Annotated in this window: 16 protein-coding genes; all 16 read left to right on the forward strand. The window is 64.3% G+C overall.

Features of this window, described 5'->3' with window-relative positions; translation table 11 throughout:
- Positions 1-45: 45 nt before the first annotated feature.
- Positions 46-624 carry a FliH/SctL family protein gene (locus B6S01_RS11325; RefSeq protein ID WP_156103389.1) on the forward strand — a complete coding sequence of 193 codons (579 nt, stop codon included), beginning with the start codon at positions 46-48 and terminating at the stop codon, positions 622-624.
- The gene (locus tag B6S01_RS11330) at positions 621-1,949 is read left to right on the forward strand and encodes a FliI/YscN family ATPase (protein WP_037467601.1); all 1,329 of its coding nucleotides are present in this window, start codon (positions 621-623) and stop codon (positions 1,947-1,949) included. The genes B6S01_RS11325 and B6S01_RS11330 overlap by 4 nt, the downstream gene beginning before the upstream one ends.
- Positions 1,946-2,371 (forward strand): hypothetical protein, encoded by a 426-nt coding sequence (locus tag B6S01_RS11335; protein ID WP_037467600.1) that lies wholly within the window; start codon positions 1,946-1,948, stop codon positions 2,369-2,371. The genes B6S01_RS11330 and B6S01_RS11335 overlap by 4 nt, the downstream gene beginning before the upstream one ends.
- 1 nt (position 2,372) lies before the next feature.
- Positions 2,373-4,253: a flagellar hook-length control protein FliK gene (locus tag B6S01_RS11340; RefSeq protein WP_051908403.1), complete on the forward strand. Its 1,881-nt coding sequence runs from the start codon at positions 2,373-2,375 to the stop codon at positions 4,251-4,253.
- A 27-nt stretch (positions 4,254-4,280) separates the two neighbouring features.
- Positions 4,281-4,904: a flagellar basal body-associated FliL family protein gene (locus B6S01_RS11345; RefSeq protein WP_037467595.1), complete on the forward strand. Its 624-nt coding sequence runs from the start codon at positions 4,281-4,283 to the stop codon at positions 4,902-4,904.
- Between the two features lie 52 nt (positions 4,905-4,956).
- A complete protein-coding gene (locus B6S01_RS11350) occupies positions 4,957-5,841 on the forward strand; it encodes a flagellar motor switch protein FliM (RefSeq protein ID WP_037467593.1) in 885 nt (294 codons plus the stop codon).
- Positions 5,838-6,176, forward strand: a complete 339-nt coding sequence (gene fliN, locus B6S01_RS11355) for a flagellar motor switch protein FliN (RefSeq protein ID WP_037467588.1) — start codon at positions 5,838-5,840, stop codon at positions 6,174-6,176. The genes B6S01_RS11350 and fliN overlap by 4 nt, the downstream gene beginning before the upstream one ends.
- A gap of 84 nt (positions 6,177-6,260) precedes the next feature.
- A complete protein-coding gene (locus B6S01_RS11360) occupies positions 6,261-6,524 on the forward strand; it encodes a FliO/MopB family protein (RefSeq protein WP_037467586.1) in 264 nt (87 codons plus the stop codon).
- A 40-nt stretch (positions 6,525-6,564) separates the two neighbouring features.
- Positions 6,565-7,308 (forward strand): flagellar type III secretion system pore protein FliP, encoded by a 744-nt coding sequence (gene fliP, locus B6S01_RS11365; protein ID WP_407695215.1) that lies wholly within the window; start codon positions 6,565-6,567, stop codon positions 7,306-7,308.
- Between the two features lie 38 nt (positions 7,309-7,346).
- Positions 7,347-7,619 carry a flagellar biosynthesis protein FliQ gene (gene fliQ, locus B6S01_RS11370; RefSeq protein ID WP_037467583.1) on the forward strand — a complete coding sequence of 91 codons (273 nt, stop codon included), beginning with the start codon at positions 7,347-7,349 and terminating at the stop codon, positions 7,617-7,619.
- Positions 7,616-8,398, forward strand: a complete 783-nt coding sequence (gene fliR, locus B6S01_RS11375; RefSeq protein WP_037467581.1) for a flagellar biosynthetic protein FliR — start codon at positions 7,616-7,618, stop codon at positions 8,396-8,398. The genes fliQ and fliR overlap by 4 nt, the downstream gene beginning before the upstream one ends.
- Before the next feature lie 3 nt (positions 8,399-8,401).
- Entirely contained in the window at positions 8,402-9,538 is a 1,137-nt protein-coding gene (gene flhB / locus B6S01_RS11380) for a flagellar type III secretion system protein FlhB (protein WP_037467580.1), read from the forward strand.
- A 75-nt stretch (positions 9,539-9,613) separates the two neighbouring features.
- Positions 9,614-10,084 (forward strand): hypothetical protein, encoded by a 471-nt coding sequence (locus B6S01_RS11385; protein ID WP_037467579.1) that lies wholly within the window; start codon positions 9,614-9,616, stop codon positions 10,082-10,084.
- Between the two features lie 93 nt (positions 10,085-10,177).
- The gene (gene fliD, locus B6S01_RS11390) at positions 10,178-11,581 is read left to right on the forward strand and encodes a flagellar filament capping protein FliD (protein WP_037467809.1); all 1,404 of its coding nucleotides are present in this window, start codon (positions 10,178-10,180) and stop codon (positions 11,579-11,581) included.
- Positions 11,582-11,599: 18 nt separating this feature from the next.
- Positions 11,600-11,995 (forward strand): flagellar export chaperone FliS, encoded by a 396-nt coding sequence (locus B6S01_RS11395; protein WP_037467578.1) that lies wholly within the window; start codon positions 11,600-11,602, stop codon positions 11,993-11,995.
- 149 nt (positions 11,996-12,144) lie between these two features.
- Positions 12,145-13,338, forward strand: coding sequence for an aspartate aminotransferase family protein (locus B6S01_RS11400; RefSeq protein ID WP_037467576.1), 1,194 nt, complete (start codon positions 12,145-12,147; stop codon positions 13,336-13,338).
- Positions 13,339-13,378 lie beyond the last annotated feature (40 nt).

Raw genomic sequence — 13,378 nt, forward strand, 5'->3', positions numbered from 1 at the left:
GGCGCCAGCAGCAGCCATGACGTCGCCAGCATCCCTTTGGGCAGCATGGGCCAGGTGAAGAGCGGTAGTTTCCGCAGCCTGTTCAACGAAGGTCCGATGGCGGCGATGGCGATGCATGACGCCGCCGCCGCGCCGATGACCGACGAGGACCTGCTGGAACAGGCGCGGATCGAGGCATTCGCCCAAGGGTTTGACGAAGGCTGCCGCGTGATCGGGGACTCCCAGGTCGCAGAGGCCGAAGCCCGCAACCGGCTGGCCGAGGCGCTGGAACTGTTGTCGCCTGCGCCCAGCGGCATGCTGTCCAACATGCTGTCGGCAACCGTCGTCCGGCTGGTCGAGCAGATCGTCGGCGAGGTCGAGATTGATATCGAACGGCTCGTGCAGCGCTGTGACACGGTTGCCGCCTTCATCGAGGAGAACGATCCGAAGGGCGCGCTTCACCTCCACCCGGACGACATCGCCATGTTGCAGGACGAAACAATCGGCGTGCGGATGGTCCCCGACGAGGCGATGCATCGCGGTTGCGTAAGGCTGGAGACCGCCGACGGCTGGGTCGAGGATGGTCCGGATGTGCGCCTGTCGCGCCTGCGCGCGCTGCTCGACGATATGGAAGGTAAGGCGTGATCAAGGCCTCGCTCGCGCAGGCGGAGACGCTGTTCGACCATCTTCAGGTGCAGAACCGCCAGCCGCGTCATGTCGGCCGGCTGGTCAGCCATGATGCCGGGATGTTGGAAGTCACCGGCTTTCGCAAGCCGATCGGCGCGGGCGCGCGCGTAATCGCGTCGGACGGAACGATCTGCCGGGCCGAGGTCGTCGGCTTTCGCGGCGACAGGACGCTGCTGGTGCCGCTGGACGCCGACGCACCGCTGGAAAATGGCGCGCGCGTGGAGCCGGACAGCCAGGCGACGATGGTGCAGGTCGGCGACGGCCTGATCGGTCGGGTCATCGACGCCATGGGTCAGCCGCTGGACCGCAAGGGGCCTATCATCGCTGGCGGATCGTGGCCGCTCAACGGCGTGAAGGGCAATGTGCTCGACCGTGGCCGCGTGACCGAACCCTTTGACCTGGGCGTGCGCGCGGTCAACGCGCTGCTGACCGCCGGGCGGGGGCAGCGGATCGCGATTATCGCTGGCTCGGGCGTCGGCAAGTCGGTCCTCATGGGCCAGATGATCGCGGGCGCCGAAGCCGATGTCGTGGTCGTCGGCCTGATCGGCGAACGTGGCCGCGAAGTCAGCGATTTCCTGGAAACCAAGCTCAAGCACACCATGGGCAAGAGCGTCGTCGTCGCCGTGCCGGCCGATCATCCGCCGGTGCTGCGCCTGCGCGCCGCCGCCCGCGCGACCGCCATCGCCGAATATTTCCGCGCACGCGGGAAGAAAGTGCTGCTCCTGATCGACAGCCTGACCCGTTGCGCCCATGCCCAGCGTGAGATCGGTCTGGCGCTGGGCGAACCGCCCGCGATGAAGGGCTATCCGCCGTCGGCGCTGGCCCTGATCCCCCGTCTGGTGGAGCGGGCAGGGGTGGACAGCCGCACCGGGGGGTCGATCACCGCGCTCTACACCGTGCTGGCCGATGGCGACGACACCGACGATCCGATCGTCGATGCTGCTCGCGCCATCGTGGACGGCCATTTCGTGCTGTCGCGTCACCTGTCGGAACAGGCGATCTTTCCGGCGATCGACATCGGGAAGTCGCTGTCGCGCGTCATGGCTGACGTCGTGCCGGACGAACATCGTTACGCCGCCGCTTCCTATCGCCGCCTTTGGGCCGCTTATGAGGAAAATCGCGATCTTATCCTGATGGGCGCCTATCGCCCTGGCAATGATCCAGTAATCGACGAAGCGGTGCAGCGCCGTCAGGAAATCCTGGACTTCATCCGCCAGGACCAGAAAAGTTTCATCGACCTGTCCACCAGTGCTGACGCGCTGATCGCCGAGTTCGGCGCATGAAGGGGATGGTTGCCCGCCGCCAGCGCGTTCTGCGCGTGCGTCATGTGCAGCATGCCATGGCCGTGGCCGAAACGGCGCGCGCGCGTGACGAGGCCGAAGGGATCGAACGCAATGCCGACAGGCTGCGCAAGGTGCGCGGTGATCTTTTTTCCAACCCCGGCATGGCAACTGGCGCGAATTTTGCAGCGATGCAGGAACTGGCCGGTCGTCTGGAGCAGGCGGGCCGCCAGCTGGATGGTGCGCTCTATGATGCGCGCCGCAAGGTTGAAGTGAAGGAAGGCATCAGTCTCGTGACCAACAGGGATCGTGAAATCGCCGAAAAACTGAAGGATCGCGCCCGCGCGGACCTTGAAGAATGGCGGGAAAACAAGCTGACGGCCTTGCCTCGCTATCGCCGGATGCAGCGGACAGGAGATGTCTGACATGAACATGCTTTCCAGCCTCAAGACACTGCTTTCTTCCTCGACCCTGCAGGGGACTGCCGCCGTGGCGGCCTCCGGGCAGGAGACGGCCGACTTTGCAGCGATGCTGAACGGGTCGATGGCGGCCACGCTTCCCACCGAAGCAGCGGCTACGCCCGCGCCGGATATGGCTGGCGCAGCGCCATCCGTGTCCGCCACGCCGAAACTGGATGTCGACCAGCCGGCTGAGCATGTCCGCCATGATCATGTATCGCACGGCCTGGCGATTGCGGTCGCGGCTGGCAAGGGGACGCCTGCTACCCTTCCGCCCGGCATGGCGCTGGGGCTGATCAAGCATGAAGCGAAGTTGCAGTCTTCGCTCGCGCCCGCGATGGAAGCGGAAAGCGAGACTGCCGATGCTGCGCCTTCGCCTGACGCCGTGACGCCGCAATCCGAAGTGTCGGAGGATGCAGTGGTGGCCGAGGCAAAACCCAAATCGCCTCTTGCGCCTCACCAGAAGGATGCCGGCGCAGACGCTTTGGTAGCGCCGACACCGGCAGAAGCCGAGGCAGAGACAGAGGTGCAGGCGGAAGGACAGGGTCCATCCGAAGCCGGCACTGACGCCGATGCCTCCATGGCATATGTGCCGGGCGTCGGGCCGGTGGCGATGCCCGTAATCGCCGTTCAGCCGACGCCTGTCTCACCTCCGCCGGTCGCTGCGACGCTGGTGGCGATCGACGCGCCGAAGGGTGAAGGTGAAAGGGCGCCTACCCCGACGCAGGGCATCGCGCCCGCGCTTGTGTCGAGTGAAGGTCAGCGTCCTGAAACCGATCAGACGCCCCCTTTATCCAAGGCCACGGCCACGGTGGTTCAGCCTGATAAACCCCACGCCCCTGCGCCCGCGCCTGCTGTCGTCACCAGCCCGTTGCCGATTTCGCAGGAGCGCGCCGCCATCAGGCAGGCTGGAAGTCAGTTTCCACACCGGGCAGCCAGTCGGGATGAACCGGCAGCTCAAGATGCGGAGCCGGTAACGGAAATTCCGCAGCCCACTGCGCCGGTCCTCAACGGCAAGCCGGTGAAGGCCGAGGCGATTGCCCTGCTGCAACTGGTGCGCGAGCAGGTCTCCGCCCGTCAGTCCGGCGCATCCGTGCGGGTGGGTGAGCAGGTTTCTGCCGCTGCCTCTGCGAAGGAAAAGCCCGTTACTGCCAAGGGCGATGCGCCGCCTGCCGTGTCCATGGGCATGCAGCCGATCGACGCAGCGCCGATCACGTCGAGCGTCTCGACACCGTCCCTCGGCGTGCAGCCCTCAATATCACCGGCTCCGGTCGTCGATCTTTCCGCCAGCCTTGGCGCGCAGATGGTCGATATGGGCGTATCGGGCCAGTGGATCGACGGGCTTGCCCGTGACATTGCCGGGCTTTCCGCCAATGGCGCGCAGGGCCGGTTCCAGATCGACACGCATCATTTGGGCGCTGTGCAGGTTGACATAAGACAAGGGGCCGAAGGCGCCGCCGTCAGCCTGACCGTGGCCAGCGAGGCCGCCGAGGCCGCATTGCGGCAGGACAGCGACCGGTTGAAGCTGGACGCGGGTCTTGCCGCCGTGCGCATTTCCGAAGTCCGCGTCGAACGCTCTGCCGCGGTCGCCGAGGCCCAGCGCGCGGACATGGGCGGGCAGTCTTCTTCGCAACAGCAGTCCCACCCACAGCAGCAGGGGTCGCACAGCGCGTCCGCCTGGCAGCAGAATAACGGGCAGAATATGGGGCAGCCCCACGGCCAGCAGTCCCGCTGGCAGGGCCGTGAAAATAACGGTCCTGGCCCTAAAAGCTCGTCCGATCCTGCCGTTCTTAACCATGCGGATGCGCGGTCGAGCGCCCATGATGGGGTGCGCGCGCGCTACGCCTAAATTCCAGGACATTCGGGGGACCGGCACATGAGCGACGAGGCGAAGACGAAGAAAAAGAAGGGGGGAGGCATGAAAGTGATCCTCCTGATCGTCGTCGCACTGGTCCTGGGTGGCGTGGGCACGGCGGGCGGCCTGTATGCCGCCGGTTTCTTCAGCAAGAAGGAAGAAGGGCCAAAGGTTGATCCCAAAAAGCCCGTGCTCGTCCTGGCCGGTGAGAATGCCGAGGAGGTCGCCAAGGCCCATGGCATGGGCGCCGAGGCGCATGGCAAAGGCGGCGCGGCTGGACATCCGGGCAAGGGCATAGACCTGCCTGCGCCCGCCAACCCGGCGGCCTATCAGGCCACCTATTTCCAGCTCCAGGCGCCCTTTACGTCCAACATGTCGGACACGGACGCCTTTGCGCAGATTTCGATCGCCGTATCGACCTATTACGACATGCGCGTCATCGAAGCGATCAAGACTCATGAGATGGCGATTCGCAGCCAGGTCTTGATGTTGCTCGCCCAGCAGCCCGTGGAGATATTGGCGACGCCGGAGGGCAAAAGACAGCTTCAGGGCCGGATCAAGGGCGTTATTAACGATGTTTTGAAGCAAAAGACCGGTTATGGCGGTATCGATAACGTATATTTTACCAATTTCGTTATTCAATAGGGGTGCCTGAAAGGTCGGGAAGTCCCCTGACCCTCTAGGGCAGGGGACTATCATGAACGACGTTCAGACCTTCGCGTTCGGGCGCGGGGAATCGCAGACACCACAGATGCTGTCCGGGCTGGACCGGCTGGGCGAAAAGCTCGGCCGGCGTTTGCGCGCGCTGATCGAGCCGATTTCAGGCGTGCGCCCGCATGTCGGGATGGCCGATGCGCGGGTTCTGGACTTTGCCCAATGGTCCGCCGAAGTGCCTGCCTTTTGCAGTATCGGCGTCTACCGCATCGCGCCGCTGAAAGGGCAGATGCTGCTGCGGATGGACGCGGCAATGATTTCGACGCTGGTCGATTGCTTCTATGGCGGCATTGGCAACCGGCCACTGCCTGATCGTGGCGAGTTCACGCCGACTGAGGACCGCTTGATCGCCCGGATTTCCGAAGCGATCATCGCGCGCCTCGTCGAAAGCTGGGCCGATGTCCTGCCGCTGGAAACAGCGCTCATCATCCGCGAAACCGGCATCGGCTTTGCCTCGGCGGCGCAGCCGGGGGAGCAGATGGTGCTGCAACGCTTCATGCTGAGCATAGCGCGCGACCAGGAATGGCCCATCGACCTTCTGTTCCCCTTGTCCTCGCTGCGCGCCGTCGAGCCGCTGATGGGCGCAAGGGCGCCGACCGACGAGGAACGGATCGACCCCATCTGGCAGGCCCGCATTGCAAACCGCATGCGCGACATCCGCCTGCCCGCCCGCACGGTGCTGGCGCGCCCCAATCTTTCGCTCGCCGACCTCATGCAGTTGAAGGCGGGCGACATCATTCCGGTGACCATCAGCCGCAGCCTGCCGCTGATCGTGGGGGACCGGATCGTCGCCCATGGATCGATCGGCGACCAGGACGGCCGCGCCGCATTCCAGATCGAAAAATTAGCACAGGGACCTGAACAATGAGCGATATGAGCGAAGCGCCGCGGATCGACGGCTTTGGCGATGAAGGCGGCAGCCGCATGGCGAACAATCGCCAGTTCCGCTTGCTGGCCGACATTCCCGTTCGCATGTCGGTGGAAGTCGGATCGACGTCGCTGCGTCTGGCGGAGGTCATGGACCTGGCCGAGGGCAGCATCGTGGAACTTGACCGTCAGGCCGACGACCTGCTCGACATCATGGTCAACGGCGCGCTGATCGCCAAGGGCGAGGTGGTGACGGTAAACGGCCGCTACGGCATCCGCATCGTCGATATCGCCGCCGCCGAAAGCCGTCTGGCGGGGGTCGAACGGCGCGGCTGATCACGCCACACGCGCTTTTCCCTTGCTGTGCGGCGATCTTTCTGATTCGGAAAGACGATTAACCATCATCGCGGATAGCGCTCCATGTTCTGGTATTTCGTCAAACTGCTGATCCTTTTGCCGCTGGTGGGCGGCATGGCCTTCGGCGCGCTGTGGCTATGGCGCAAATATCAGCCCGGCATGATAGCGGGGCAGGACGGGCGGTCGCTGAAGCTGCTGGAGGCGCTGCCCATGGGCACGTTCGGCAAGCTGGCCGTGGTCGAGTTCGAGGGCAAGAAGATCCTGCTGTCCGTCACGCGCGGGCGGATCGAGAAGATTGCGGAAGGCGATCCCTATCGTGCGCGCTAGGGCGCTTCTGATCGGGGGACTGGCGCTGACTGCCGGCCTAATGCTGGCTGAGCCCGCGCTGGCGCAGGCGGCGGCGCAGGCCGCGCCCGTTGCGCCCGTCGATAATGGCGGGGCGCTGACCCGGGCGATGGGCGCGATTTCGGGCGACGGACGCCCGCTATCGCTGTCGCTGCAAATCCTCGTCCTCATGAGCCTGCTGTCGGTGCTGCCGTCACTGGTCCTCATGATGACCAGCTTCACCCGCATCATCATCGTCCTGTCGCTGCTGCGTCAGGCGCTGGGTCTTCAGCAGACGCCGCCCAATCAGGTGCTGGTCGGCCTGTCGCTGTTCCTGTCGCTGTTCGTGATGCGCCCGGCGATCGACCAGATCAACGCGCAGGCGTTCGATCCCTATGGCAAGGGGCAGATCAGCATCGAGGAAGCGGTAGGCCGTTCGGGCAAGGTGCTGCACGGATTCATGGCCAAGCAGACGCGCGAGAATGACCTCAAACTGTTTGCCAACCTCGCCGAAGCGCCCGCCTTTCGCTCGCCCGCCGACATTCCCTTTTCGATCCTGCTGCCAGCCTTCGTGACCAGCGAGTTGAAGACTGCATTCCAGATCGGGTTCATGATCTTCCTGCCGTTCCTCATCATCGACCTTGTCGTCGCCTCCACGCTGATGGCGCTGGGCATGATGATGCTGTCGCCGACGATCATATCCATGCCGTTCAAGCTGCTGCTGTTCGTGCTGGTCGATGGCTGGGCGCTGACCATGGGGTCGCTCGCCGGGTCGTTTGCGACATGACGGGTGTCCGGCTCCTAACGGGGGGAGGCGTTTAGCCCATGGACAATGCCGACTTCTTCATGGGCCTTGCCCAGCAGGCGCTGTGGATCACGGCGCTCGCGGCGGCGCCGATCCTCATCCCCGCGCTGATCGCCGGCGTCCTGATCGGCATGGTGCAGGCAGCGACATCCATCAACGAACAGACGTTGAGCTTTATTCCCAAAATCATCATCGTCGGCGCGATGTTGGTTCTGTTCGGCGGGTCGATACTGGTGCTGATCGCCGATTTCACCCGCGAGATATTCGAACGCATCCCGGACCTGCTGCAATGATCGCACCGGGCTTCGCGAATGTAGAGGCGCAGCTGTGGGTCTGGCTGATCGCCATGATCCGTCCCGGCGCGGCTTTCGTCGCGGCCCCCGTATTTGGCGCGCCCGCCGTGCCGCTGCCGCTGCGTTTCATTCTTTCGCTGGCCCTCGGCCTTGCCGCATTGAACAGCGTCACCATCCAGTTGCCGCAGGACGGCGTCGCCAGCTTTGAAGGCGTGATGATGGTCGCGGGCGAGGTGCTGGCCGGGCTTGCCATGGGGTTTGCCGTGCAGATCGGCTATGCCGCCGCCTTCGTCGCGGGTGAGGCGATCGGCAATGCCATGGGTTTGAACTTCGCCGCCATGGTCGATCCATCTTCGGGTCAAGCGACGCAGGCGGTCGGCACTTTCCTGTCCATTCTCGCCACCTTCCTGCTGCTGGGCATGGACGGCCATCTGATGCTCGCGAGCTTCGTGGTGCAAAGCTATCAGGCGATGCCGCCGGGTGGGGCGATGATGAGCAATGACGCCGTGTGGCATCTGGTTCAGTTTGGCGGATCGCTGCTGGGCGCGGGGGTGACCGTGGCGCTGCCGGTGGGCTTTGCCCTGGTGCTGGTGCAGATCATCATGGGCATGCTCGCCCGCAGCGCGCCATCGCTGAACCTGTTCGCGGTCGGCATGCCGGTTGCGCTCATGGCTGGCCTGGTCCTGCTGGCCATCGCCGCGCCGGTAATGGGGGAGGGGCTTACCGCCGCGCTCAAGGCCGGGCTGGATCAGGCCCAGTCGATTGCGGAAGGGCGCTGAGCGATGTCGGGCGGCAATGGCGGCGGCGAAAAGACCGAGAAGCCAACCCAGAAGAAACTGGATGACGCCGCCAAGAAGGGCGACATCCTTCAGTCCAAGGAACTGGCGACGGCGCTGGTGGTCATGGCCGGGATCGGCTGGTTAGCTGTGACCGGGCCGTCCGTCATCGACGCACTCTCGCAGATGTTGATGGAGGCCCTGCGCTTTCGCCGGGAGGACATTACCGACTTCGCCCCCGCGACGCGCGGCATGAGCCTGCTGACGGGTATCGCCCTGCCGGTGGGCGGCATATTGCTGGCGACGACGCTCGCCGCGATTGCCGGGCCCGCCATATTGGGATCGCTCGGCTTTCGCCCCGGCGCCTTTGCGCCCAAGGCGTCGAAGCTGAACCCGGCGGCGGGGCTCAAGCGCATCTTCGGGATGCAGGGCCTGATCGAGCTGTTGAAATCCATCGCCAAGGTGGCGCTGCTGGGATCCATCGGCGTCTGGCTGATGTGGGACCGGCTGACGGAGATCATCGGCCTTGGCTCGGCGGGTCTGGCCCCGGCCATGTCCGACCTTGGCAACATGTTCATCATGACCTGCCTAGTCATGGCGGGCGGGCTGTTCCTGATCGCTGGCATCGACGTGCCCGCCCAGATCATGCAGCGGTCCAAGCGGCTCGCGATGAGCAAGCAGGACGTCAAGGACGAGAACAAGGAAAGCGAAGGGTCGCCCGAGCTGAAAGGGCATATCCGCCGTCGCCAGTTCGAAGTGCTGAGCGGATCGACCCGTCAGGCCGTGGCCGACGCCAGCGTCATCATCACCAATCCCACCCATTTCGCCGTCGCCCTGCGCTACAAGCCCGGTCAGGACGCGGCGCCGGTGGTGGTGGCCAGGGGTTGTGACGCGATCGCGGCGGCCATTCGCGAGCTGGCGGACGAGAATGGCGTCACCGTCCTGCAATATCCCGACCTTGCCCGCGCCATCTACTTCACCTCACGCGCCGGACAGGTTGTGAATGAAGGGCTTTATATGGCGGTGGCGACCGTGCTTGCCTTCGTCTTTCGGGTCGAAAACCGCATGGCTGGCGAGATGGACCGGCCGTTCATCAATGTGCCCGACGATCTGCGTTTCGACGCGGATGGCCGCAAGCTGTGAAAAAAACAGGGTGAACTAAAACTTAGGCAATGCTGGCCGTATTATGTTCATGGGGACGCATTAGGATGGTGCGTCATGAACGAATATTTTTCGCGGAGCGGCTTAACGCAGGTTGATCGGACCACAAGCCGCGCGCCTTCCGCTGTGCCCGCGGTCCAGCCGATAACGGCGCAGCAGGGCGCCGACCCGCAGGCGGGCAGGTCCCGGCCGGGCAAGCCGTACAATGGCGAAGCGGGGGCCGCTCTCTCTGAAGACGATCTGGCGAGCGCGGCGGAATATGCCAGGGTGCAGGCGCGGGTCGCGGATATTCTGGCAGAATTGCGCTCCACCACTGGCGCATCGACCGTGCAAGGGGCAGAGGCGAATATCCAGTCGCTGCTGCCTGCGCCGATCATTCTCGTGCCGCTGCCGCCTGCGTCCAGGGAAGTTGTGGAAAGCGCGGTGATGCTGGGCAAGCGCATCGCTGAGCAATCCAGCTATGCCCATGCAGCGCAGGCGAATTTGAGGCGCGGCACTGTCGATCAGCTGCTTTCGACAGGCAATTGAGAAAGGTCGTCAGCGTGTGATCTTTCTTAACCACGAAAATCATTCCTAAAGGTCTTCGCCCTAGAGCCGTTCTCACTTTCGAAAGGACGGATGATGACCTCGGTAAGCAGCAGCATCGCGACGGCCCTCGGCATCGGTTCGGGAATCGACACCGGCGCTCTGGTCACCAGCCTTGTGAGCGCGGCGCGCGACCCCAAGCAGAAGGCCATCACCGACCGGCAAAACACCAACAACGCCAAGATTTCCGCGCTGGCTTCGGCCTCCAGTTCGCTCAATACCTTTGCCGATGCGCTGAACAGCCTGCTCGCAGGGACGGGCTTTGCCGGTTCGCCGGCCTCCAACGATCCCAGCATCGCCGCCGTCAGCCTGCTGCCGGGCGGCGTGCCCAAGCTGCCGGCGCAGCTTGAGGTGCAGCAGCTTGCCTCCGCGCAGACCATTTCTTCTGCGGCAGAGGCTGGCGCGACGGCCGCCAGTCCGGTTGGCGCAGGCAGCTTTGAGCTGAAGGTCGGGACCGGCGCGCCGGTCACGGTGACGCTCACCGCGCCCAACACCAGCTATGCCGATCTCGCCGCCGCGATCAACGCGCAGGGAACCGGCGTCACCGCCAGCGTCATCACCGACAATCATGGTACGCGCCTGGTCATGAAGGGCGAGACGGGCGCCGCCAACAGCTTCACCTTCACGCAGGTTTCGGGCGACGCGTCACTCGCGGCCTTTACCTGGGACGGCGCGACGGGCGGCATGACGCGCCAGGTCGAGGCGAAGGATTCGATCATCCTGCTGGACGGCGTCGAACAGCATTATTCCAGCAATACGATTGACGGGGCCGTCGCCCATCTGCGCATCGACCTTAACAAGGCCGCGCCGGGGACAAGCGTCACGTTGGCCTCTACCGAGCCGACCACATCGATGCGCGACCTGATGGTGGAGTTCGTCGATGCCTATAATACGCTGATGAAGGCGCTGAATACGGCGTCGCAGACCAGCGGGGGATCGTCCGGCGCGGGCGTGCTGAACGGCGACTCGTCCATTCGCGACATGAAGCGGCAATTGTCGCAGATGACATCGACGGTTCTGGCCACCAGCGGCACATATACGACGCTGTCCTCCATCGGCGTAAGCACCAATCGCGACGGCACGCTGAAGCTAGACACGGAGGCGCTCGACAAGGCGCTTGCCGCCGATGCCAAGGGCATCACCCAGATGCTCAATCCGGCGGTCAAGTCGGAAACGACGCCGGGCCTCGCCGGGCTGATGGACGGCGTGCGCGACAGGATCGAGCAGAAAGACGGGCCGCTGGCCATGGCCAAGGCCAAATATGAGCAGCTGGGCGAGGATCTGACGAAGCAGCTTGAAAAGCTGAACGATCAGATGACCGATTACCAGGCGCAGCTTTCGAAGGTTTACACCGCGATGGAAACAAGGCTGTCGGCGCTCAAGGCAACGCAAAGCTATCTTGAGCAGCAGGTCGCCATGTGGACCAAGAGCGATAATTGATAACAGGGGTCTGACAAGATGTTTTATTCTCAAGGATATGCGGGCACGAATGCGGCGCGGCGTTATGCGGCCGTGCATTCGGGCAGCCGGATCGAAGGCGCAACGCCCCATGCCCTGGTGAAGGTGTTGTTCGACGAGCTGCTGATTGCACTGGAGGCGACTGCGCTGGCCGAACGGAATAACGACAGGCTGAAGGTTTCGGACAAGCAGGCCCGCGCCATGTCGATCCTGATCGCGCTCGAATCCAGCCTGGATTTCGACAATGGCGGCGACATCGCCACCGGCCTTGCCCAGATCTATCGCGAGGCGCGCCGCCTGCTGCTGTTGAGCGCCAAGGAACGCTCGCCCGAGCACGCCGAACAGGCCCGCGACATCATCGCCGAGATCGCCGACGCCTGGAACCAGATCGCCTGAACGGCAGGCCCGGCGGCATAGGGGGTTTTAGCGCACTTGCACCGCTCCGGCGGCGCTAGTATAGGCGGTGCTCGCAAAGGGCGGCCCGGCGGGGGCCGCCTTTTTGCGTTTTGCGACTTTTTCATCAGCCCAGCGAAGGGAGGGCCTCCATGTCGATTACGCCGCTCATGCCCGTTTACCCCCGGTGCGATGTCCGCCCGGTCCGAGGCGAGGGCTGCTATCTGATCGGCGAGCGCGGGGAACGCTATCTCGACTTCGCCAGCGGCATCGCGGTCAATCTGCTCGGACATGGCCACCCCCGGCTGGTGAAGGCGATCGCCGATCAGGCCGCGACGCTGATGCATACGTCGAACCTCTACGGCATGCCGCTCGGCGAAAAGTTCGCGCAGCGGCTGGTCGATGCGACCTATGCCGACACGGTCTTTTTCACCAATTCGGGCGCGGAGGCGGTCGAATGCGCGATCAAGACCGCGCGTCGTTACCATTATGCCAATGGTGAGGCGCACCGGCACAAGATCATCAGCTTCGACAACGCCTTTCACGGCCGGACGCTGGGGACCATTTCGGCGACCAGCCAGCCCAAGATGCGCGACGGCTTCGAACCGCTGCTGCCCGGTTTTACCGTGGTGCCGTTCAACGACCTGGAAGCGGCCACCGCCGCGGTCGATGAGAATACCGCCGGTTTCCTCGTCGAAACGGTGCAGGGCGAAGGCGGCGTGACGCCCGCGACGCAGGCGTTCCTCGCTGGCCTGCGCAAGCTGTGCGACGAGAAGGGCATGTTGCTGATCCTGGACGAGGTGCAGTGCGGCTATGCCCGCACCGGCACCTTCTTCGCCCATGAGCAATATGGCGTGAAGCCGGACATCATGGCGGTGGCCAAGGGCATTGGCGCGGGTTTCCCGCTGGGCGCGTGCCTGGCGACCGAAGATGCGGCCAAGGGCATGGTGTTTGGCACCCATGGATCGACCTATGGCGGCAATCCGCTTGCCATGGCGGTGGGCATGGCCGTGCTGGACGAGGTGCTGGGCGACGGTTTCCTCGACCATGTGAACAGCATTGGCGCGCGCCTGCGTTCGGCGCTGGAGCAATTGATCCCCAATCACGATATTTTCGAGGATGTGCGCGGAATGGGCCTGATGCTGGGCGTCAAGCTCAAGGACGGCGCCGATTCGCGCGAGTTCGTGGCGCACCTGCGCGACAATCACGGGCTGCTCACGGTGGGGGCGGGGCAGAATGTCGTGCGCATCCTGCCGCCGCTCATCATCGACGAAAGCCATGTCGCCGAGTGCATCGAAAAGCTGTCGGCCGGCGCCCGCAGCTTCGCGGAGGTTCAAGCGGCATAACACCAGCTGCCGTTCGCCCTGAGCTTGTCGAAGGGCATCC

The organism is Sphingobium herbicidovorans, assembly GCF_002080435.1.
GTDB lineage: Bacteria > Pseudomonadota > Alphaproteobacteria > Sphingomonadales > Sphingomonadaceae > Sphingobium > Sphingobium herbicidovorans.